This is a genomic window from Allokutzneria oryzae (assembly GCF_042429765.1).
In the GTDB taxonomy this organism is placed as follows: Bacteria; Actinomycetota; Actinomycetes; order Mycobacteriales; family Pseudonocardiaceae; genus Allokutzneria; species Allokutzneria oryzae.
Map to the genome: position 1 here is coordinate 1 of NZ_JBHLZU010000005.1, position 21,188 is coordinate 21,188.

The 21,188-nt window shown below is 71.0% G+C and carries 20 protein-coding genes; 5 read left to right on the forward strand and 15 right to left on the reverse strand.

Annotated features, from left to right (window positions below; genetic code table 11):
• The 4 genes from ACFFQA_RS05355 to ACFFQA_RS05370 form a co-directional block, all read right to left on the reverse strand.
• A partial coding sequence (locus ACFFQA_RS05355) for a hypothetical protein (RefSeq protein ID WP_377850495.1) occupies positions 1 to 253 on the reverse strand: 253 nt, incomplete at its 3' end.
• A 583-nt stretch (positions 254 to 836) separates the two neighbouring features.
• The gene (locus tag ACFFQA_RS05360; RefSeq protein WP_377850496.1) at positions 837 to 1,748 is read right to left on the reverse strand and encodes an ornithine cyclodeaminase family protein; all 912 of its coding nucleotides are present in this window, start codon (positions 1,746 to 1,748) and stop codon (positions 837 to 839) included.
• The gene (locus ACFFQA_RS05365) at positions 1,745 to 3,424 is read right to left on the reverse strand and encodes an ABC-F family ATP-binding cassette domain-containing protein (protein WP_377850497.1); all 1,680 of its coding nucleotides are present in this window, start codon (positions 3,422 to 3,424) and stop codon (positions 1,745 to 1,747) included. Before ACFFQA_RS05365 ends, ACFFQA_RS05360 begins: the two co-directional genes overlap by 4 nt.
• 63 nt (positions 3,425 to 3,487) lie before the next feature.
• Positions 3,488 to 3,919 carry a DoxX family protein gene (locus tag ACFFQA_RS05370; RefSeq protein WP_377850498.1) on the reverse strand — a complete coding sequence of 144 codons (432 nt, stop codon included), beginning with the start codon at positions 3,917 to 3,919 and terminating at the stop codon, positions 3,488 to 3,490.
• A gap of 388 nt (positions 3,920 to 4,307) precedes the next feature.
• On the opposite strand from ACFFQA_RS05370, the gene ACFFQA_RS05375 reads away from it, so the two are divergent.
• Positions 4,308 to 5,084 (forward strand): glycoside hydrolase family 16 protein, encoded by a 777-nt coding sequence (locus ACFFQA_RS05375; RefSeq protein ID WP_377850499.1) that lies wholly within the window; start codon positions 4,308 to 4,310, stop codon positions 5,082 to 5,084.
• A gap of 49 nt (positions 5,085 to 5,133) precedes the next feature.
• On the opposite strand, the gene ACFFQA_RS05380 is transcribed toward ACFFQA_RS05375, so the two are convergent.
• From ACFFQA_RS05380 to ACFFQA_RS05410, 7 genes are all read right to left on the reverse strand, one after another.
• On the reverse strand, positions 5,134 to 6,318 hold the full coding sequence (locus ACFFQA_RS05380) for a serine hydrolase domain-containing protein (RefSeq protein WP_377850500.1): 1,185 nt from the start codon (positions 6,316 to 6,318) through the stop codon (positions 5,134 to 5,136).
• Between the two features lie 17 nt (positions 6,319 to 6,335).
• Positions 6,336 to 7,730 carry an ABC transporter ATP-binding protein gene (locus ACFFQA_RS05385; RefSeq protein WP_377850501.1) on the reverse strand — a complete coding sequence of 465 codons (1,395 nt, stop codon included), beginning with the start codon at positions 7,728 to 7,730 and terminating at the stop codon, positions 6,336 to 6,338.
• Positions 7,727 to 8,509 carry an ABC transporter permease gene (locus tag ACFFQA_RS05390; protein ID WP_377850502.1) on the reverse strand — a complete coding sequence of 261 codons (783 nt, stop codon included), beginning with the start codon at positions 8,507 to 8,509 and terminating at the stop codon, positions 7,727 to 7,729. Before ACFFQA_RS05390 ends, ACFFQA_RS05385 begins: the two co-directional genes overlap by 4 nt.
• Positions 8,506 to 9,435 (reverse strand): ABC transporter permease, encoded by a 930-nt coding sequence (locus ACFFQA_RS05395; protein ID WP_377850503.1) that lies wholly within the window; start codon positions 9,433 to 9,435, stop codon positions 8,506 to 8,508. Before ACFFQA_RS05395 ends, ACFFQA_RS05390 begins: the two co-directional genes overlap by 4 nt.
• 80 nt (positions 9,436 to 9,515) lie before the next feature.
• A complete protein-coding gene (locus ACFFQA_RS05400) occupies positions 9,516 to 11,000 on the reverse strand; it encodes an ABC transporter substrate-binding protein (protein ID WP_377850504.1) in 1,485 nt (494 codons plus the stop codon).
• A complete protein-coding gene (locus tag ACFFQA_RS05405) occupies positions 10,997 to 11,812 on the reverse strand; it encodes a class I SAM-dependent methyltransferase (protein ID WP_377850505.1) in 816 nt (271 codons plus the stop codon). Before ACFFQA_RS05405 ends, ACFFQA_RS05400 begins: the two co-directional genes overlap by 4 nt.
• Before the next feature lie 84 nt (positions 11,813 to 11,896).
• Positions 11,897 to 13,057: a carboxylate-amine ligase gene (locus ACFFQA_RS05410; protein WP_377850506.1), complete on the reverse strand. Its 1,161-nt coding sequence runs from the start codon at positions 13,055 to 13,057 to the stop codon at positions 11,897 to 11,899.
• Positions 13,058 to 13,261: 204 nt separating this feature from the next.
• On the opposite strand from ACFFQA_RS05410, the gene ACFFQA_RS05415 reads away from it, so the two are divergent.
• Entirely contained in the window at positions 13,262 to 13,885 is a 624-nt protein-coding gene (locus ACFFQA_RS05415) for an N-acetyltransferase (protein WP_377850507.1), read from the forward strand.
• On the opposite strand, the gene ACFFQA_RS05420 is transcribed toward ACFFQA_RS05415, so the two are convergent.
• The 3 genes from ACFFQA_RS05420 to ACFFQA_RS05430 form a co-directional block, all read right to left on the reverse strand.
• Positions 13,843 to 15,522, reverse strand: a complete 1,680-nt coding sequence (locus ACFFQA_RS05420) for a GGDEF domain-containing protein (RefSeq protein ID WP_377850509.1) — start codon at positions 15,520 to 15,522, stop codon at positions 13,843 to 13,845. The two genes, ACFFQA_RS05415 and ACFFQA_RS05420, sit on opposite strands and share 43 nt — an antisense overlap.
• Positions 15,523 to 15,775: 253 nt before the next feature.
• Positions 15,776 to 16,948 (reverse strand): lycopene cyclase family protein, encoded by a 1,173-nt coding sequence (locus tag ACFFQA_RS05425; RefSeq protein ID WP_377850510.1) that lies wholly within the window; start codon positions 16,946 to 16,948, stop codon positions 15,776 to 15,778.
• A 41-nt stretch (positions 16,949 to 16,989) separates the two neighbouring features.
• Positions 16,990 to 17,400, reverse strand: coding sequence for a DUF2000 family protein (locus ACFFQA_RS05430; protein WP_377850511.1), 411 nt, complete (start codon positions 17,398 to 17,400; stop codon positions 16,990 to 16,992).
• Positions 17,401 to 17,450: 50 nt separating this feature from the next.
• Here ACFFQA_RS05430 and ACFFQA_RS05435 point away from each other — a divergent pair, with 50 nt between their 5' ends.
• Entirely contained in the window at positions 17,451 to 18,272 is an 822-nt protein-coding gene (locus ACFFQA_RS05435) for an AraC family transcriptional regulator (protein ID WP_377850512.1), read from the forward strand.
• Here ACFFQA_RS05435 and ACFFQA_RS05440 read toward each other — a convergent pair.
• Positions 18,239 to 18,814, reverse strand: a complete 576-nt coding sequence (locus tag ACFFQA_RS05440; protein ID WP_377850513.1) for a TRM11 family SAM-dependent methyltransferase — start codon at positions 18,812 to 18,814, stop codon at positions 18,239 to 18,241. The genes ACFFQA_RS05435 and ACFFQA_RS05440 overlap by 34 nt on opposite strands.
• Positions 18,815 to 19,066: 252 nt before the next feature.
• On the opposite strand from ACFFQA_RS05440, the gene ACFFQA_RS05445 reads away from it, so the two are divergent.
• Together ACFFQA_RS05445 and ACFFQA_RS05450 are read left to right on the forward strand one after the other, a co-directional pair.
• The gene (locus ACFFQA_RS05445; protein WP_377850514.1) at positions 19,067 to 19,381 is read left to right on the forward strand and encodes an alpha-amylase inhibitor; all 315 of its coding nucleotides are present in this window, start codon (positions 19,067 to 19,069) and stop codon (positions 19,379 to 19,381) included.
• Between the two features lie 51 nt (positions 19,382 to 19,432).
• On the forward strand, positions 19,433 to 21,007 hold the full coding sequence (locus tag ACFFQA_RS05450; RefSeq protein ID WP_377850515.1) for a deoxyguanosinetriphosphate triphosphohydrolase family protein: 1,575 nt from the start codon (positions 19,433 to 19,435) through the stop codon (positions 21,005 to 21,007).
• Positions 21,008 to 21,188: the final 181 nt, after the last annotated feature.

The window sequence follows — 21,188 nt, forward strand, 5'->3', positions numbered from 1 at the left end:
GGTCGATCCGCCCCTCCTCCAGGGCGGCGAGGACGGCGGGGCGGGAGGCGAGGTTCTCGGCGTGGTTGATCAGGGTGCTGGCCTTGCGCGAGGAAATCGACAACAGAGCGCCGACCTCATCGCCGAGGTAGGGGTATTCCGCGAAATCCGTGCTGACCACCAAATCGGCGAGACGGCGTGCCAGGACCGCGTGCGCGTTATTCACCGCGCGGTAGGCGTCCTCGATTGCGTCGAGGGTCTCGTCGGGGGTCATATTTCTATTCTATCCGCCGAAAAATGGTGATCATGGCCCTATAGAGTGGAATATGTGGTCGTTTTTGTAGCGGACTGTGAGGGGGTTGGCGGCACTCCGAAATGCAGTGAAACCAGTGCCGCCAGCTTCGCTCATCGGTCGCGGAGATGCGTCCCCAGCCTGCTCGCCGCTTGGCGGGCGAGGGTGGCATTCGCCCGCCCTGGGGTCCCCCCGTTTCCAGGGTCGCGGAGTGCGCTGGGGAGCACAAGAACGGCGTGGTGCGCGGGCGGAGTTCCGCTCAGACGAACACAGCGGCGGCGCGGGCGTGCGCAGCGGAGGCGCATGCGGACACGGCGCGGGCGACCGGCAATGGCTGCCCAGGCAAGGTGGTAGGCCCACGCGAGGCGGCGGGGCTCAGACGAACACGGCGGCGGCTCGGGCGTGCGCAGCGGCTGCCCATGCGAGCGCAGCGGCTGCCCATGCGAACACGGCTCGACGAACACAGCGGCGGCTGGGGCGAGCGCAGCGGAGGCCCTGCGAACACGGTTCAGGCGAGCGCAGCGGCTGCCCATGCGAACACAGTGGAGGCCCACACAAACACGGCTCAGGCGAGCACAGCGGCGACCGCCAGGTCCTGCCACGCCATGCCCACGCTCTTGAAGAGCTTCGGGGTGCTCGGGTCCAGCCGCTTCTCGCCTCGGGCCAACGCCGTCAGCGTGATCAGCTCGTCCGCGCGGAGCGCACCCTCGTTGAGCGGGATCACCACGTCGCCCGCTTCGCGCAGGGCCGTGTCGTGGTCCTCCACCACCACCTCGCAGCTGCGGACCGTCGCCGTGTCCACCTCGCGCGCTTCTGCGTCGTGCGTTCCCACCGCCAGGACCGTGGCGTGCGGCGCGAGTTTGCCGCCGTCGAAGAGCGGTTCGCGGGACGTCGTGCAGCAGGCCACCAGGTCGGCGTCCGCCACCGCGTCGGCCGTTCCGCTCGTGGCGCGCAGGCCGGCCGCCGCGCAGCGGTCCACGAACTCCGCTACGCGGTTGTCGTTGCGGCCCACCACGGTCACGTCGCTGACCGGGCGGACCACGCGCAGCGCCTCGACGTGGCCCCAGGCCTGCGGGCCGGTGCCGAAGACGACGAGCCGGGAGGCCTCGTTCACCGCGATCAGGTCGGCCGCCGCCGCCGAGACCGCCGGGGTGCGGATCGCGGTGAGCGCCGCGCCGTCCAGCAGGAGCTGCGGGGTCAGCGTCAGCGCGTCGAGCAGCAGGTAGATGCCCTGGATGCGGGGCAGACCCCGGTCGGGGTTGTCGTGGGCGATCGTGACCAGCTTGACCCCGGCGTGGGCGGGGGTGACCGAGGGCATCAGCAGCACCTGGCCGTGGTCGGTCGGCAGCACCGAGCGCGCCGGGTCGGCCGCCGGGTCCACACCGGAGCGCAGCGCGCGGTGGATCGCCTCGATCGCCGTGCCCATCGGGATCCTCGCGCGGACCGACTCCCCGTCCAGCATCGACAACCGGCTCATGGTGTTCCCTCCAGCCTGCCCTCCACCAGCCGCCGCACCCGGTGGGCGTGGCGGTCGCGCACCGACCGATCATGGGTCGCCAGCAGCACGGCCCCGGCGAACCCCTCGACCGCCTCCTGGAGCTGCTCGACCAGCATCAGGCTGAGGTGGTTGGTCGGCTCGTCGAGCAACAGTAGATCGGGCCGCCCCGCGAACAGTTCCGCCAAGTGCAGCCTTCTGCGTTGTCCCACCGACAGCCGGTCGACCGGGACCGTCAGGTCGCGGCGGCGGAACAGGCCGAAGCGCAGCAGCTCGGCCTCGGCGTCCTCCGCGTGCAGCTCGCGCCGCTGGCGGTAGACCTCCAGCAGTGCGCGGGACGGGTCGGGGTAGCTGGTTTCCTGTGCCAGGTAACCGATGCGCGCGCCCTCGGTCACGGTCACCGTGCCCCGGTCCGGGGTCAGTTCCCCGGCGAGCACGCGCAGCAACGTCGACTTGCCCGCCCCGTTCGGCGCCGTGATCACCATGAGTTCCCCTTGGCGGACAACGAGATCCACTCCGCGCAGCACGTCGCCGACGACGATGCCGGTCGCTTCGACCGCCGCGCTGCCCGAGGCGGGCGGGGTGAAGCTCAAGGGGCGCGGCGGGCGGGGAACCGCCTCGTCCAGCAGCCGGGCCAGCTGGAGGCGGGCCGCGCGGGTCGTGCGGGCCACCGCCACCTCGGCCTTGTCGCCGCGCATGCCGAAGGCCATCTTGGGACCGTCGGTGCGCACCCGGTCGTGGCCGCCGGTGCGGTGCGCGTTCTCGATGCGGTGGCGCGCTTGGTCGACGGCCTCGCGCCACTCGCGGTAGCGCAGCTCCCAGCGCTGCCGCGCGGCCCGCTGCGCGGCGAGGTAGTCGCGGTAGCCGCCACCGTGGCGGGTGAGCTCGCCGCGCGGTCCGTCCAGGTCGAGGATGCCGGTGACCGCGGTGTCCAGGAAGGCCCGGTCGTGCGAGGCGATCAGGCACGGCGAACGGGTGCCGGTGAGCCACGAGCGCAGCCACTCCACCGCCGCGTCGTCGAGGTGGTTGGTGGGCTCGTCCAGCAGCAGGGCGGCGGGCTCGGCGAGGATCAGCGCGGCGAGGGCGAGCCGGGAGCGCTCGCCGCCCGCGAGCTCGGCGACCGGGCGGGTCACCGGGATGTCCGCGAGGCCGAAGGCCGCGAGGACCTCGCCGACCCGGGCGTCGCGTTCCCAGCCGCCGCGCCTGCCGAACTCCTCCTGCGCGCGGCCGTACTCCGCGAGCACCGCGGGCAGCCGCGCCTCGTCTGCCGTCTCCATCGCGCGTTCGGCGGCGCGCATGGCCTCCGCGAGCTCGTCGAGGGCGGCGTTGGCCTCGACGAGCACGTCGGAGATCGTTGCCGTGACGGGAAAATCCGGCTCCTGTGGCAGGAAGCCGGTGCGGCCGGGAACCGCGCGCAGCACATGGCCGCGCTGCGGCGGCAACCGCCCGGCCAGCGTTCGCAGCAGAGTGGACTTCCCGTGGCCGTTCTCGCCGATCAGCCCGAGCCGCTCACCCGCCGCGACCGTCACCGACACGTCCGCGAGCACCGTTCGGTCACCGAGGACGCAGACGAGGTTCTCCGCGACCAGGTGCGCGGTGTCCACGCCGTCAGCGAGCACCTCGGTGTCGTGCGGGTCCTGTCGTCGCGGTGATCTCATGGCCGGTCACCGATCCTGCCACGCACGGCGGTCGCGTGGCAGGACGTGCGGGTCCCGGTGGTGTCAGGCGGCTGCCGGAACGGCCTCGTCGGCGCCGGTCCTCCGCGTGGCCAGCCAGGTGTCCAAGGCGTACTTGCCCGGACCGATAACCGCGATGAGCAGGAAGAACCAGCAGTACAGCGCCGAGGGCACGCCACCGTTCTCGATCGGGAACAGGCCCTTGGGCTGGTGCGAGACGAAGTAGGCGTATGCCATGGAACCGGAGCAGATGATCGCCGCGGGCCTGGTGGCCAGCCCGATGAGCACCAGGGCGCCGCCGACGAGCTGGATCACGGCGGCGAACCAGCCGGGCCAGACCCCGAAGGCGACCGCGCCGCCCCTGCCGCCCGCGCCGCCGAGCACCCCGAACAACGAGGCCGCCCCGTGGCAGGCGAACAGCAGGCCGAGGACCGCCCTGGACAACGACAGGACCACGGTATTGATCGACTTTGACACTGGAGTGTCTCCTCATTCTCGCCGTCACCGTTTGTGCGCCCCGTGGTGGTGACGAGGAAGCTAACGGCATTCGGTCACGTACGTATCCGCCATACGTCTGAAGATGGTGGACGGTTCAGTATCGAATCCCGACTTTCGTCGGTATATGGGCGCTCACCTGCGGTAATTCGGCAGGTTTACAGTTAAACGACCAGCCTGTGTGCGACATTCGGAGTAGCGATCGCGTCCGCTCGCTCTTGACGAAGGAGTTAATTCCTTGTCAAATGGTGGTCCGCCGCCCGTGGGAGCGCTCTCGCGCATGAACCCGAATGGAGTCGGTGTGTCCAGACCACGTCGAGTGCTACTCGTTCTTGCCGCCATGCTCGTCGCAACGCCCTTGGCGTCTGCCGTGGCCCACCCAGCCACCGCCAAGCCGCTTCAACTGGCCTGGGCCGACGAGTTCGACGGTCCGGCCGGAGGCGCGCCGGACCAGAATAAGTGGTCCTACGAGCCGGGCAACGGCTCCAATGGCTGGGGCAACCATGAACTTCAGGCATACACCACGAAGCCGGAGAACGTTTCCACAAATGGTGCTGGTCAGCTCGTCATCACCGCGCGCAAGGAGAACTCCGGCGTGCAGTGCTGGAATGGCCAGCCCTGCCAGTACACGTCGGGCAAGCTGATCACCAAGAGGACCCAGACCTGGACTTATGGCAAGGTCGAGGCGCGGATGAAGCTGCCGACCGGCAAGGGGATCTGGCCCGCGTTCTGGATGCTCGGCGCCAATATCGACCAGGTCGGCTGGCCGCAGTGCGGCGAGATCGACATCATGGAGAACATCGGCAGCGTGCCGGGCACGGTGCACGGCACCATCCACGGTCCCGGCTACTCCGGCGCAGGCGGCATCGGCGGCACCGTGCAGACCGCCGACGGCAGGCCCTTCCACGAGGGCTTCCACACCTTCGCCGTGGAGTGGTCGCCGAACAAGATCGTCTGGACCATGGACGGCCGGGTCTACCAGACCCGCACCCCCGCCGACCTCGGAGGCCGCCAGTGGGTCTTCGACCACCCCTTCTACCTGATCCTCAACCTCGCGGTCGGCGGCGACTGGCCGGGCAGCCCGGACGGCTCCACCCGGTTCCCGCAGCAGCTGCTGGTCGACTGGGTGCGCGTCCACCAGGGCTGACGGCCGCGTCGTCGGGGGACACCGTGTTGTCGAGGGACACGGTCACCGCTCACAGGCAGCGAAGGACGGCCTCGCGCAGCGCGCGTTCCCTGGGGTCGTTCCACAGCCGCCTGCCGAGCCGGTTCGGCACGTAACCGAAGCCGGTCCCGGTCGCCGGGTCGGCCATGCCGAACGCGCCACCGGCTCCCGGGGTGCCGTAGGCCCGGGAGTCGGTGCCGAACCGCCACGCCGGGAAGGGCTTCCAGAACCCGAGGGAGAACCGCGCCTCGGCCAGGTGCATGACCCGGTCACGTGACCCGCCGCCGGGGGGAGCCGGCTCGGCCTCGATCGCCCGCAGCGTGGGCGGGTCCAGGCCGAGCCGGGCACCTCCGGTGGCGAACTCGCCGTAGAGCGCGGCCAGCGAGCGCGCGGTGCCGACCCCGTTGGCCGCGGGCAGGTCCAGCCCGCGCCACGGCGGCCTGCCCAGGCTGGTGATGTCCCGGATCCTCGGGTTGCTGAAGGACTTCGCGGTCAGCGTCCACGGCAGCAGGAAGTCCAGCACCATCCGCGCGGGCACCCCGCCCGGCGTCGTCAGGTCCCGCAGGCCCAGCTTGGCGGGCACCAGCTCCGCGATCCGCTCCTCCGGGACCGACGGCGGGGTGCCGATGTAGAACTCCAGCCCGAGCGGCTCCAGCAGCTCCTCGGCGAGGTACTGGCCGATCAGCCTGCCCTTCGGGTCCACCCGGCGCAGCAGCTGGCTCGCGTAGAGCCCGCCCATCACCGGGTGGTAGCCCTGTGCCGAGCCCGGCTCCCACGCGGGCGCCTGCTCGGCGAGCACGTCGCCGAGCCGGTCGGCGTCGGCGATCAGCTCCGCGGTCAGCAGAGTGTCCACTGTGGGCAGTCCTGCCTGGAAGCCCAGCAGCTGCCGGACGGTCACGTTCTCCTTGCCGCTCCTGCCGAACTCCGGCCAGTACTTCGTGACGAGCGCGTCGTAGTCGAACAGCCCGCGCGAGTGCGCGACGGCCAGTGCCATCGACGCCACGCCCTTCGTCGCGGAGAACACCGTGGCCATCGTGTCGCGCTGCCACGGCTCTCGCCCGGCGCGGTCGCGGTAACCGCCCCACAGGTCCACGACGGTCTCGCCGCCGACCTGGACGGCGCAGGCCGCTCCGAGCTCGCCGCGCTCGGCGAAGTTGCGCGCGAACTCCTCGCGCACCGGCTCGAAACCCGGGCTGGTGGTTCCCTCGACGATCACCCGTCCGACGCTACCGTTCAGAGCCGGTGCACGCGGTCCACGATCTGGTTGAGCCTGGCCTCGTCATGGCTGACCACGACCAGTGCGCAGCCGGAGCGGGTCACCGCGCGCAGCGTCTCGGCGACGCTCGCGGCCACGGTCGGGTCGAGCGCGGCGGTCGGCTCGTCGGCCACGATCAGCGCGGGTGAGCCCGCGAGCGCCCTGGCGATCGCGACGCGCTGCCGCTGCCCTCCGGAGAGCGCACCCGGCCTGCGGTCGAGATCGACGCCGGTGAGCCCGACCCGGTCCATCAGCTCGCGGGCGTCGTCCCGCCCACCGCCGGGCAGGGGCTCGACGATCGTGCGCCACACCGGCCAACGCGGATCAAGGCTCGCCCCCGCGTCCTGGAACACCGGCATCACGTAGCCGGGCCGAGGCGCACGTGGCTTTCGCCCCGCCCACACGGGTTTCCCGTCCAGCCACACCTCTCCGCGCTCCGGGCGCAGAAGGCCCGCGACCGCGCGCAGCAACGTGGTCTTGCCGGAGCCGGAGGGGCCGCGGATGCCGACCGCCTCGCCCGCCCTGACCTCCCAGTCCAGCCCAGTGATCACCGGATTTCCCCGGTAGCCGAGGGTGACGTCGTCCAGCCGTGCCACCACGCCGCCGAGGTCGGGGGCCTGTCGCGCGGCCTGGCGCGGAAGCGCCGCGACCAACGCACGCGTGTGTGGATGCCTTGCCTTCGTGGACAGTGCCGCGACACCACCACGCGCAACGACGATCTCCTCGACCAGCTCTCCGTTGTGCAGCACCAGAATCCGGTCGGCGTGGCGGCAGACCAATGCCAGGTCGTGACTGGCGACCAGCAGCGAGCGCGTCTGTGCGACGAGGGTCGCCAGTGCCGCCTCGGCGGCATCGGCGTCGAGTGCGGAGGTCGGTTCGTCCGCGAGCACCACCGAAGGGCTGTGCGCGGTGGCGGCGACGATGTCCGCGCGTTGCAACATCCCGCCGGACCACGCGTTCGGCCGCTTCCGCAGCCATGTCCCGGCGACGCCGAGGGTTTGCAGCCGCCGCGCCACTCCTGCGGGTTTCTGGCCGTGCACGCGCCAGGCTTCGCCGACGTGGTGGCCCACAGTCCACAGTGGATCAGCTGAGCCGAAGGGATCCTGTGCGACGTATCCGATGCTCCGGCCACGGATCTCGCGCAGCTCTTTCTCCGGCAGCGTGACCAGGTTCCTTCCGGACAGCTCGACCACGCCGGAGACCGAGGCGGAGCGGGGGAGCGTGCCGAGGACCGCTCGCAGCAGGGTGCTTTTGCCGGAGCCGGATTCTCCCACCAGGGCAACGGTTTCACCTGCTTCGAGCGCGAGCGAAACACCTCGCACGCCGCCGCCGGAGCCGTAGGAGACGGTCAGGTCCCGGATGGTCAGGCTCATCGCTTCCCCCTGTCCTGCACCGCGTCTGCGAGCAGTGACGCCGCCGCCACGCTGATCAGCAGCACCGCGGCCGGCGCGAGCACGAGCCATGGCGCACGGTCCACGTAACCACGGGCTTCTGCCACCATCTGGCCCCACTCGGCGGTGGGCGGGGAGACGCCAAGACCGAGGAAGGACAGTCCGGCGAGGCTCAGCACGATCTCGCCGATGTGCAGTGTGGTCACGGCGAGCACGCCGGTCGCCGTCGCGGGCATGATGTGCCGGAAAGCGCTGCGCCACCGGCCGATCCCTGCCATCCGCGACGCGAGCACGAACGGCCGCTCCGTTTGCTGGCTGGCGAAGGCGCGCGCGAAGCGGGCCAGATGCGCCCACCCCGCGATGGACATGGCCAGCACCAGGTTCGCGTGCCCGGGGCCGAGAACGCCGACGATCGCCAGCGCGAGCACGAGCTGCGGAACGGCCAGTGTCACGTCGATGACGCGGGAGATCACCGCGTCCACCGCGCCTCCCGCCACCGCCGCCAGCAGACCCACCGCGAGGCCGACGACGAAGGTGATCGCAGCGACCAGCAGTGCTGTGCCGAGGGAAACCCATGTGCCAGAGGCAGTTCTGGCCAGCACATCGCGTCCGGCCTGGTCGGTGCCGAGCAGGTGGGCCCAGCTCGGCGCGGCGAGCTTGCTGCCGTAGTCCGTCGCGTTCGGGTCTGGAGTCAGCAGCGGCACCACGATCGCCAGCACGCCGAGCAGCGCCGCGAGACCGGTTCCCAGTGCCCGGTTCACCGGACCGCCTTCCCTGTGAGCGCGATCGTCACACTGTCGGCGATCATGCTGGCGGCCAGGCAGCCGAGCACGCCGAGCAACACGGTCGCCTGCACCACGGGCACGTCACGTGCTCCGATCGCCTCGATGAGGTAGCGGCCGACACCGGGCCAGGTGAACACCGTCTCCACCACGGCAGCACCCGCCAGCAACGAGCCGACCGTCAAGCCGATCGCGGCCAGCAGCGCGGGCAGGGCGCTGGGCACCGCGTGCACGAGCAGCCTGCGCAGCGGCGTGGCCCCACGTGCCTGGGAGACCTGGATGTACGGCGCGTCGGAGACTTCGACCAGCGAGGTCCTGAGCACACGCGCCCACCCGGAGCCCGCCGCCAACGCGAGGGGAACCGCGGGCAACACCGCCCCGCCCCACGACCCGTCGGAGAGCACGCGCCCGACGCCGCCGCGCAGCACGACAAGCTCCAGAACCACGGTTCCGACAACGAAACTCGGCGTCGCGGCACCGAGGAACATCACCGTTCGTGCGCCGATGTCGGGTGCTCCGCCGCGCCACCGCGCCGCGACCAGCGCGAGTGGGATCGCCAGCAGCAGCGCGAAGAGGAGCGCGACCACGGCCAGGCGCAGCGTGGCGGGCAGCCGGTCGGCGAGCTCGGCGGTGACCGGTCGGCCGGTGCGCCACGACGTGCCGAAGTTGCCGCTCAACGCGTCCAGCAGCCACTGGACGAAACGCTGGGGCGCTGGGACATCGAGCCCGAGGTCGTGCCGCGTCGCCGCGACCTGCTCGTCGGTCGGGTTGGCGAAGCCGAGCGCGCCGAGCACACGCCGCGCGGGGTCGCCGGGGGCCACCAGTTGCAGTGACCACACGACGACCCCGGCAGCGAACAGCGTGAGCAGGGCCTGACCGGCTCTGCGCAGGAGCGCGAGCGGCACTAGGTCGTCCTTCACAGGTCTCGTTCGATGAGAGGCGGGATCGGCCCGGCAGTCGCGAACACGGACTTGGGAAACACGGCCTAGCCCACCTGGGTGTGCGCGCCGACGTGGTGCAGCACGGACGACGGCCGGTAGCCCGTGAAGGCCCCGCCGACGACTGCGGCAGAACTGCGCTGCGCGACGACGGTCAGGTAGCCGCGATCCGCGATCAGTCGCTGAATCCGTTGCAGCACAGGAGTCCTCGCGCTGGGGTCCCCGGTCCGCCTCAGCTCCGCGACCAGGTCGTCCAGCTCCGAGTCGGTGATGCCGCCGAAGTTCTTCGAGCCCTGCGAGGTCAGGAAGTCGCGCAGCGGGCCGATCGGGTCATAGGTGTAGCCGAGGGTGCCGTCGAAGGACAGGCCGACATCCCACGCGCTGCCCTTGAGCGCCTCGTAGTTGTCCTGGACCTCCGTGATCTGGACACCGATGCCCACGGTGGCGAGCTGCGCCTGCATCGCGACGGCGACGGTCTGGGTGTCCGGCTGTTGCGGATAGGTCAGGACGGTGAGCTGCAACTGCTTGCCGTCCTTCGCCCGCACTCCGCCGGGGCCAGGAGTCCAGCCTGCCTCATCGAGCAGCCGACGTGCTTCGGAAGCGTTGGTGCGCTGGGTTTCCAGCGCGTACGGTACAACGCTGGGGTAGATCCCCTTCGGTGTCTGGTAGAGCCCGTCCAGCACCTGCTTGGCGAGCTGGTCGTAGTCGATCGCCAACGCGAACGCCCTGCGCACCGCGATGTCGTTCATGGGCGCGCGACGCAGGTTCGGGATCGCGCGAAGCTGTTGCAGTGCTTGGGGTGCGGTCGCCATGCGAGGGCCGGAGGTGGCGTCCTTCACGGCTCCGAGCGTGTCGGTTCGCGGGTACAACGCGATGTCCGCCTCGCCGGTGCGCACCGCGAGCAACCGGGCCTGGCCGTCGGGAACGAAGCGGACCCGCACCTCCGACAGCGTGACCGGTCCGCCCCAGTACTTGGGGTTCCTGGTCAGCACAAGCTCGTTGTCGTCCAGTTTGGACACTGTGAACGGTCCTGTGTAGACACCCTCGGCCTGCGCGTCGAAGACGGAGACCAGCTGTTCGTCGGCGAGCAGGTTCGGAAGGTTCACCACAGGAGTGCTCGTGGTGAGCAGCACAGTGCTCGGGTCTGGCGTCTCCACCGTCGCGCCTGGAAGGTTCGCCTTCACGAGCGCGTTCTCCGCGAGGTGCCGGTTGAGAACCGCTTTGAGCGCAGTGGAGTCCAGCACGCGGCCGTTGGAGAACGTGACGCCGGGACGCAGCACCAGGCGCCACTGCGTCGCGGTCACCGGCTCAAGGCGTTGCAGCAACCACGGCTCGACATCGCCGTTGTCGGTGCTGCGCATGAGAAGTTCGCCGTATCCCCACTCCGGGGACCACAAGCCCTGCTTGATCGGATCAAGGCTCTTGACCTTGTACGGGGTGGTGATCCGGAGAGTGTCCGGTGCCGCGGCGGGCGCGCTCGAACAACCGGTGAGCAGGACGGCGCCCAATGCCAGAGCGACGAGCTTTCTCACGCGCGCCGCCCGACACCGACGAGCGAGTCCGCGTTGAGCTCAGTGATCCCGCGCTCCACCAACAGCTCCTGGAACCGGTCGTGGGTCCGCGTCACCTCGTCCGCGCTGAGGTCGCTGATCAGCCCGCGCATACCGGTTCCGAGCACGAACGACCACGCCAGCTCGGGCGTCAGCGGCACCCGCAGTGGGATCTTGGTCACCTCGATGTCCTTGAGCCCCAGCAGGTACAGCCATCCTTCGAGCTTCTCCGAAGTGTCGAGGCCCCTGGCGAACTCCCACACCGGCGACGTCCGCGGGAGGTCGGGGCGCAGCTCGCGGACGGCGTCGAAGGCGGCGGAGCTCACGCCCGTGGTCGAGTCCCGCGCCCACACGGTCGCGCCGAACCGCCCGCCGGGGCGGAGCAGCTCGATCAGCCGTGCGACGGCTCCATTCACATCGGGTAACAGGAAGAAGACCCCGAACGCGCACTGCACGACGTCGTAGGGCTGCTCGGCGGTGTACCGCGTGACGTCGGCCTCGATGAACCGGATGTTGGTCAGACCTTGTTGCGCCGCAACGGTCCTGCCATGCGCGAGGAGCGCGGAGGAGATGTCCACGCCGTCGACGGAACCGCTTGGGCCGACCTTCACCGCCGCGGGCAACGCCGACGCCCCGCCGCCGCAGCACACATCGAGCACGCGCTCGCCCGGCCGCGGCGCGGACGCTTCGGTCGTCGCCGCTCCGACCGGCTCCCACAGCAGGGGCGACCACTGGACGAAGTACCGCTGGGCGGCGTCGAAGACCGGGCCGGGCCCGGTTGGCTGCTTGGTCATCACGGGGAAGCTAATGGAAACGGTTGTCAACGGCAATGCCGCCGTGGCGGGTGCCCACCCGCGACGGTGAGGGTGGGCACGGGGTCAGGCCACGGTCTGCGCGGAGAGCATGTCCACCACGTCGGCCAGGTCGCCGCGTTCGGCGAAGGCGACCCGCTGCCGGTAGGCGCCGGAGCGCCGCTCCCGCAGCCGCGCCACCAGATCGAGCACCAGCTCCAGGTCACCGCAGTCGACCAGCTCGTCGCGCACCTGCTGCACCAGTTGCTCCACCAGCGAGAACGCCCGGACGGTCCGGCCGCTGACCACGTCGACGCCCCGGCCTTCCAGCCCGTCGTGCGCCGCTCGCCACAGCGCGGCGCGCAGGGCCGCCTGCGACACCGGCCGCTCGTCCCGGCGCGGACCGCCCCCGAGCAGCGCCTGCGTGCCGAGCGCCCTGGTCAGCGCCGCGATCAGCACGGCCTCGTCCGGGGTCGGCGCGACGTCGCAGACCCGCAGCTCGATCGTGGGGTGGTTGCAGGAACGCCGGACGTCCCAGTAGATCATCCCCCGGTCCAGGGCGGCTCCGGAGCGCAGCAGCGTGCGCACGGCCGCGTCGTAGTCGTCGACGGAGGCGAAGTGCGGCGGCGGCCCCGCCGTCGGCCAGCGCCCGAATATCAGGTAGCGCCAGCTCGCGTGCCGGGTGTCGCGGCCGTGCCAGAACGGCGAGTTCGCGCTCATCGCCAGCAGCGTCGGCAGCCAGGGGCGGAGGTGGTTCATCACCAGCAGCGCGCTCTCCGGGGCGGAGACGCCGAGGTGCACGTGGCAGCCGCAGATGCTCTGGCCGTCGATGAGGGAGCCGAACCGCTCCGCGATGCGGCGGTAGCGCGGGGCGTCGGTGATCGGGGGAGTCGGGGGGTGCCCGAGCACGGCCGTGCCCGTGGCGTTGATGCGCATGCCGTGCTGCCGGGCCATCCCGTCGACGGTCCTGCGCAGCGCGGTGAGCTGGGTGTGCAGTTCGGTCATCGTGGAGCACACCGGCGTGCTGGTCTCCACCTGGAACAACGTCATCTCCTGCTGCACCGTCGCGCCGAGATGGGCCGCGCCGGCCAGTACCGCGGCCGCCCTGGGGGCCACCGTCCGGTTTCTCTCGTCCACCAGCAGGAACTCCTCCTCCACGCCCACGGTGACCAGCCGGCCGGAGACCGTTGTCGCGGTCCTGGCCGTTGTCTGTCCGTCGGGAGCGTGGGGAACTTCGACCTGGGTCACATTGCCCTCCCCAAGACTGTCCGCCCGTTCTCGTGTGCGAGCGCGGTGCGTGACCAGCCCGATGCTAGGAGTGACAAGACAACGGTGGCGAGCGTCGTTGGGCGTAACTCGCCCGGTGAATGTTTAGTTCTCCCGATACATTCGCCACATCACACTTTCGTGATTCCCCATTCGGCGGTTGTCCGGTCCTGATAAGCATTTCCCGTGCTAGCAGACCTTTTCGCCCGCGCCGCCCGCGGTGAGTACCCGGAGCCGGACGGCTCGGTGCGAGTCCTGCCGCCGGGGCCGGACGGAATGTCCGCCGTGGTCGCCTTCAGCGCGCACCACGTGGTCGTCACCGACGCCGATCCGGACTGGGTGTCCTCGGTGCTCCCGGACGAGGACCTCTCCGCCCCGCTCAACCCGCCGTTCCTGACCGCCCTGTGCGACAGGACCTCCCGCGTTGTCAACAACATCGACCAGGTCCTCGTCGCCGGTCCGCTCGACGGAACGCCGGAGCTCGACCTGGCCCCGGCCACCGACTCCAAGCACGAACGCGCCATCCGCGCCCACGGCGTGCGCACCGACGTCCGCGTCTGGACCTGTCCCGGCGGCATGGTGCTGATCGGCCGTGGCCTCGGTGGCCGGTGGGAGGTCGCCGCCGAGGTGGACGGGGGCAGCAGGGCCAAGGGCCTCGGCCGCGCGCTGTTCACCGCCGCCCGCCAGCTCGTGCCGTCGGGTGAGCCGGTGTGGGCGCAGGTCGCGCCGGGCAACGCCACGTCCGCGCGCGCGGTGCTCGCCTCCGGCTACCGGCCGGTGGGCGCGGAGGCCCTGCTGCTGCGCCGCTGATCCGCATGACCGCGGAGCACGTCGACGCGGTCGGAGCCCGGCCTGCCCAGCACCCAGCTCGACCCGGCGAGCGACTTCGCCTCCCGCTTCAGCGGAGCGAGCAGCCGCGAGGCCTCGCGGTAACCCGGCACCGTTCCGGTCGCGCACACCAGCGTCGCCAGTGAGACCGTGACCGCCCGCCCGTCGACCTGGTGCTGGGTGTCCAAGAGCGCCCGCGCGAGCGCGACGAGGTCGTCGACGTCGACGACGGCGAGGAAGTCGTCGCCGCCGACGTGCCCGACGTAGACCGACCGCAACGCCGCCGCCGCGTCGGAGAGACTGCGGCCGACCGACCGGATCAGGTCGTCCCCTGCCGCGAAACCCGCGCTGTCGTTGACCGCCTTGAACCCGTCGACGTCCAGCCAGCACATCGCGAAGATGTCCCCGTTGGCGATCCGCCGGTCCACCTCTCGCGCGACCGCGTCGCTGCCGGGCAGCCGGGTCAGCGGGCTCAGCGCCGCAGCCTCCTCGACCTTCATCTCGGCCAGACCGCGGAACAGGTCGGACAGCCGCACGATTCCCATGCACCGCAACGCGTTGTCCACCACGACGACGTCGTCGTAGCGTCGTTCGGAGCCACTGACGCTGATGTGCAGCGCGTCCATGGCGGTGCTGTTCGTCGCCACCAGCATGGGCTTGTCGGCCAGCCGCGACGCGTGCCGCTTCGCGTGCAGGGCGTGGCCGTACGGCCCGGTGACCGCGAGCAGGAAGCGGTTGCGGTCAATGGTCCATTGTGGACACAGATTCTCGTCGACCAGCACGACGCTGGTGATCTCCGGCCGGTTCGCCAGCACGGAGCGCACCTCGTCCGCGGTGGCCTCGACGGAGAGCATCGTCGCCGGGTGCAGGAACTCGGTCACCAGTGGGCCCGCCGCGACCACCGGCTCGGCGACCTCCGACACCTCCGCCGCCACCGACACCCGCGTCAGCGGTCTTCGTGCCGGTGGTGCGACAAGATCGCCTTGGATGAGCTGAATCCTGTTCTCGCGCAAGGCCTTCAGCTGCTCATTGGTTTGCACTCCCGCCGCGGCGAGTGTGGTCCCGGTGCGTCGGCAGAAGTGGGAGAGCGCCTCCACCAGCGCGAGCCCCCTCGGCTGGCTGGGCAGTCCGGCCACGGTGCGCGGGTCGAGCTTGATGATGTCGACCTCGGCGGTCAGCAGCAGCGCGAGCGAGAGGTCGCCGCCGTCCCATGCGACCCGGTACCCGGCCGCCCGCAGCCTGCGCAGCTCGTCCACCATCTCACCGAGGTCGCAGCCGCGCACCGGGCCGCCGACCTCGATCACCACCTCCTGTGGCCGCCGCCCGAGCTCGCACAGGGCCCCGTGCAGCCGCTCCACTCCGCTGGGATGTGTGGCGACCGTCTCGGCGAGCAGGTTGATGTGCAGGGGAAGGAGCGTCTCGTGCTCGGCGGAGGAGCGCGCCGCGAGCAGGGCGAGGTCGATGTCCAGCTCGGTCAGCGAGTCCCCACTGGCCGCGCGCAGCCCGGCGAGGTCACCGCGCACGGGGTGGATCAGCGCCTCGACGGCGACGACACCACCGGTGTTGAGGTTGACCAAGGGCTGGAAGGCACACCGCAGGTTTTCCAGCGACGCAGGCACGGCACCGATCATGCCGCCTTATATCCGAACCCACGAGGGGGTTCACCGCGTGTTCACACAGTTGCCGCACTCCGAACTTCGTGCCACTCACTCGCTGTTCGCCGGCGTTTGACGAGCGGATGGCACTCCGCAACCGCCATTCGCGCGCGAATGGTTGACGGGGACCCCGGTGGAGTTGCGCCGATTGGCGGCTGGCGCGGCCGAGATTTCCGTTTCGTGCCCATAACGGGCTGTGATCACCCCGAAAACCCCGCTATGAGTGCGAAACGGTGGTTTTCTGGCGCGGCAAGCCGACCGCGAGCGCCGCCACGCGGGTCCGGAGCGCGGGCGGTGCGGCGTGGATCACAGCGGTCATCGCGGTGACGGTGCCGCCGAGGTCCGCCCGGCCCGCCAGGTAGCGGTGCTGCAGGTGGGCCGGAGCGCGGAAGAACGCCTCGAAGAACTCCGGGACCTCGGTCGGCCTCAATCCGAGAAGGACTCGCAGACCCACGCGCCGCAGTCCGTGCACTGCCAAGGCCGACGGCGGCCACACCGCTCGCCAGCCCGCGAGCGAAGCGCCGCGCGGACCACGCTCCAACCCGGATGCGAGCGCGAGCGCCAAGCGGGGAGCGAGCGCGAGCGAGCCCGCGACGCTGTAGCCGGTTGCCGGGTGGATCAGCGGGGCCGCCGCGCCGAAGGGCACGACGCGCTGCGGGCGCGGGAGCGGGTCGTCCATGGGGAAGCGGACGCGCTCCCAGCGCTCATCGCCGTGAAGCCGGACATCGTTGGCCCGCAAGCGGTTCAGCAGGCGCGCGCGGAGCTCCCGGTGGCTCATCGCGGGGCGGTCGGCCAGTGAGGTCTCTTCGAGGAGGACTTCGCGCGCGTTGAGCGGCACCGCGTAGAGGAACGTCGGAGTCCCGCTGTGCCGGACGCGCCAGTCCATGAACAGCGCCTCGCCCGCCTTGACGAAGGGCTGGGAGTCGATCGGCACGACCACGCCGACCGCTGACTGTTCGGCGGGCGCGGTTCGGCGGGCGGTGTCGAGAAGGGCTTGTTGTGTGCCGGTCGCATCGACGACGACTCGCGCGCGGAGGTGGTTTCCGTTGTCCAGCAGAACAGTGCTGCCGTCTGTGGCGTGCCGGACGGCGATCGCCCGTGCCGTGTGGACCGTCACCGAGTCCGACAGGCGTGCCCGGAGGGCTTCGTTGTCGATCACGGCGTACGTGCGGTCGATCGTGTGGTCGGTGAGCGCCGCCGCCCGAGTGCGCGCGCTGCGGAAAGCGAGGGGGACGTCGTCGGGGAGCTCGTCCGCCCAGGCGGCGTAGGTGGCCCGCCAGGGACGGTCGGCCGCCGGATCCGCGAGGCCGGTGCGCAGGCCCAGCCGGGCCGTCGCGTGAGCGAGAGCGGTTCCGGCGGGGCCTGCGCCCACCACGAGCACGTCGAGCATGCTCCGAGCAGATCATGTTCTCGGGACTGCGGCAAAACGGCTCAGCGGTGCAGCGACAACCCCTTCAGCGCCTTGTCCACCGCGTTGCGCGAGCCGTGCACGGCGAAGCCGACCAGGTTGAGCTCCTCCGTGGAAACCGCCCGGACCTGGGCGCGGTTGTCCTCGTCGTTGCCCGTGGCGAACAGCTCCTCCGTGTAAACGGCGATCGAAAGGTCCTTCGCGAGCGCCTTCGTGTGCGCGTCCTTGATCGCCTGGGCGTCCGCCGCGTAGACGACGACCGGCAGGCCGAACATCGGGAGGTACTTCACTCCGGAGGCGTCCTCGTAGGGCTCGCCGACGGTCTCCGGGCACCCGGAGGCCACCCCGCTGGTCAGGAACGCGGTCACGTTCAGCTTCTGCCAGACGGCAAGGTCTTCGCGCACCACGACGGCGATCTTGGTTCTCACTGCCATGCGTCCATCCTGCGCGCGCTGTCTTGAACGCTCGCGCGCACAATGGCGGGGTGGGGAAGGAATGGAGCTGCTACTGGCGCGCGGCGGACCGGCCGATCGAGGTCATGCGCGCCCGCTTCGACCGGCACGTCTACCACCGGCACAGCCACGAGGCGTACTCCTTCGGCGTGACCGAGCACGGCGCGCAGTCGTTCAGCTGCCGGGGCGCCGGGCACACCAGCGCCGCCGGGATGGTGATGGCGTTCAACCCCGACGACCCGCACGACGGGCGCTCCGCCGAGGAGCCCGGGTTCACCTACCGGATCATCCACATCGGACCGCGGCTCGTGGCGGACGTGCTCGCCGACGCCACCGAGCGGCCCAGCGCGCTGCCGCTGTTCTCCGTGCCGGTCCTGGAGGACCCGGTGCTCGGCGCCGCGCTGCGCAGGCTGAGCTTCACCCTGGTCGAGGACGCGGGCCGGTTGGCGCAGGACGAGGCACTCACCGCGGCGGTGCTGGCGATGGCCCGCCGTGGCACCGTCAGCCCGCCGCGGCTCGCGCCGGTGTCGGCCCCCGTCGAACGCGCCCGGGAGCTCCTGCACGCCGAGTACGCCCGCAACATCGGTGCGGACGAGCTCGCCGCCGTCGCGGGATGCAGCCGCCACGCCCTGCACCGCGGTTTCCTCGTGAAGTACGGGATGGCGGCCAGCGACTACCAGCGCCAGGTGCGGTTGCGCGCCGCCCGCCACCTGCTGGAGCGGGGGCGCCCACCGGGTGAGGTCGCGGCCGAGGTGGGGTTCGCCGACCAACCCCACCTCACCCGCTGGTTCGGCCGCTACTACGGCATCACCCCGGCCGCCTACCGCTCCAGCACCGTGATCACCGGGCGCTGACCGAACAGGCTGACCTGTCGGCGCTCACCGCCCAGGTCGACGCCCTCCGGGAGGAGCAGCACCACCTTGCGTGCGGAGAACCGTTGCGGCACAAGGGTTTCCCGTGTCACCACCTGGCGGTCCCACGGTGGGTTGCTGGCGATCACATCGACCTCCCGCAGCGGTGGGCGGCCCGCGTCCGCAACGGCCCACCGCACCCTGCCCGCCGGGTCGTTGCCGCGGGCAACCGCGACGGTGGCCGGGTCGATGTCCGTTCCGATCGCGAAAACGTCTTGCACCGCAAGGGATTCGATCGGAATGGTGCCCGAGCCGCAGCACGGGTCGAGCAGCACGGCGCCCGGTCGCGGCGCGGCGAGCCGGACCATGGCGGCGGCGAGCGGCGGGTGCACCGAGCCGGGCACGCTCGCGCGGCGGTACTCACGCCGGTGCAGCGGTCTGTCGGCGATCCGGACCGCGACCGTGGCCTCGTCGTCCACGATGCTCACCCGCCAGGACAAGCGGTTTCCCGGCGGCGCGCCGTTGCGCCGCGACCAGTACGGCACGCCCTGCGAGCAGCGACCCCACCTCGCCCTCCCTCCTCCTCCTCCTCCTCCCACCACACGGCCCCCTGGTTCGCGTTTTGTAGCCTTGATGCGATTTGGGAGCGCTCTTTTGCGCATTAAGGTGACAAAACGCGACAACCCCGGCCGAGTCGGCACACGGGGCAGTGGGGTCACGGTTCGGCAGTGGGTCACGGTTCGGCACTGGCCGGAGTCGGCTTTCGCCGGAGGTGGGACTTTGTTAGTCCTGGCCGGGTGAAGATCCTCAAAGTGACGACGGCCGCCGCGGCGGTGCTCGGGCTGTTCCTGGTCGGTTCCCCGGCGAGCGCGGCGACGAAGCTCGGCTGCGTGAAGGTCTGGGACAAGGACGACACCATCGGCGCGACAGCCCACGCGACCAACAACTGCGCCAAGTCGGTCAAGCTCAAGTTCGTGATCAACAACGACTTCGACTCCGGCTGGCGCACGGTGCGCAAGGGCGAGGGCACCTCCTACGGCCACGGCCCCTTCTCGAACCTGGACAAGGTCCTGATCCAGTACGACGGCAAGGACTACGTCAACCGCCCGTGACGCGGCGGTGACGGTGGCGGGCGGAGCCGGGGCGCCGGGATACGGTGTGGCATGCACGATCCACGCCTGGACCCGAGGGAACTGCGCCGCTCCGAGGCGGAGGGCGAGAAACCGCCCGCCGTCGACCTCGCCACCAGCCCGTTCCGCGCCGACCGGGACCGGGTCGCCAGCTCGCCGTTCTTCAGCAGGCTCGGCGGTGTCACCCAGGTGATCAGCCCCTCCGGCTCCGGGCTGCTCGTGCACAACCGGCTCACCCACAGCATCAAGGTCGCCCAGGTCGCCCGCGCCGTTGCCGAGCGGCTCGTCGCCGACCCCGCGCACGCCGAGCTCATCGCGCAGCTCGGCGGGTGCGACCCCGACGTCGTCGAGGCCGCCGCGCTCGCGCACGACCTGGGCCACCCGCCGTTCGGGCACCTCGGAGAGCAGGTGCTCGACCGCGTCGCGCGGCACCGGTTCGGGCTGCCCGACGGCTTCGAGGGCAACGCGCAGTCCTTCCGCATCGTCACCACCACCGACGTGCGCGGCCCGTCCGCGGTCGGGCTGGACCTCACCGTCGCCGTCCGCGCGGCGATGCTCAAGTACCCGTGGACCCGGCTGTCCCACCCGCGCGAGCACCCGCGCTGGATGCCGGTACCGCCGCGCGGAGCCGCCGAGCCCGCCGACGCCAAGGGCGCCGGGTCGGCGAAGTTCTCCGTCTACGTCACCGAGCTCGACGACATGGTGCAGTCGCGACTGCCCTTCGCCGGGCGCATCGACCAGTGGCAGCAGACCGTCGAGGCGTCGGTGATGGACAACGCCGACGACATCGCCTACGCCATCCACGACGTCGAGGACTTCCACCGAGTCGGGGTGCTCCAGCACGCCACCGTCTCCGCCGAGCTCAACGCGTGGCAGCTCCAGGCGCCTGAGCTCGCCGCGCTGACCCCGGCCGAGCTGACCGCCGAGATCCGCAAGCCGGGGCGGTCCCTGGAAAGGCTGCGCCGCAGGCTGAGCCTGAAGGACGCGTGGGTCTTCGACGACGAGGCCTTCGCGCTCGCGGTCGCGCGCATCCGGCACGAGCTGGTCGACGGCCTGCTGGCGGTGCCCTTCGACGGCTCCGTCGAGGCCGAGCAGAACGTCGCCGACTTCTCCGCGCGGTGGACCGGGCGCCTGGTCGACGGGCTGACCGTGCTCGCCGACCCGCCCGCCCGCTCCGCGCACGTCACGCTCGCGCCGCAGCAGTGGCACGAGGTCCAGGTGCTCAAGTTCGTGCACCACCGGTTCGTGCTGGAGCGACCGGATCTCGCGCTGCACCAACGGGGTCAGGCCCGGCTGCTCACCACGCTCGTCGAGGCGCTCGACCAGTGGCTGACCGACCGGCACGAGGCCGCGCGGCTGCCGAGGCGGCTGCACGACCTCGTCGAGCTCGCCGACGCCGAGTACAGCGCGCTGGCCGAGCACGTGCCGGACGCCCTCGTCGGCGCCACCGGCGAACAGCCGACAGGGCGGGACGCCATCCGGGCGCTCGCGCGAGGGCGGGCGATCGTGGACTTCGTGTGCTCGCTCACCGACACCCAGGCCGTGGCGATGCTTGACGCGCTGTCCGGCCGGACCGGTCAACTGTGGACTGACGCCTTCGTGCTCTGACCGCACGCGGCCATTCGGTGTCATTCCCCGTTCGGCATTCCCCCATGTCCTTGTTCGGAATACCGCCGAACGGTGTCAGCCGCATTCCGGCGGGCGGAGTCGCACCGTTCCGGATAACTGTGGTCGCGATGGTTGTCAAAAACTGACAATTCCGCTGTCTCACTTTGTGGCATGTCACCCG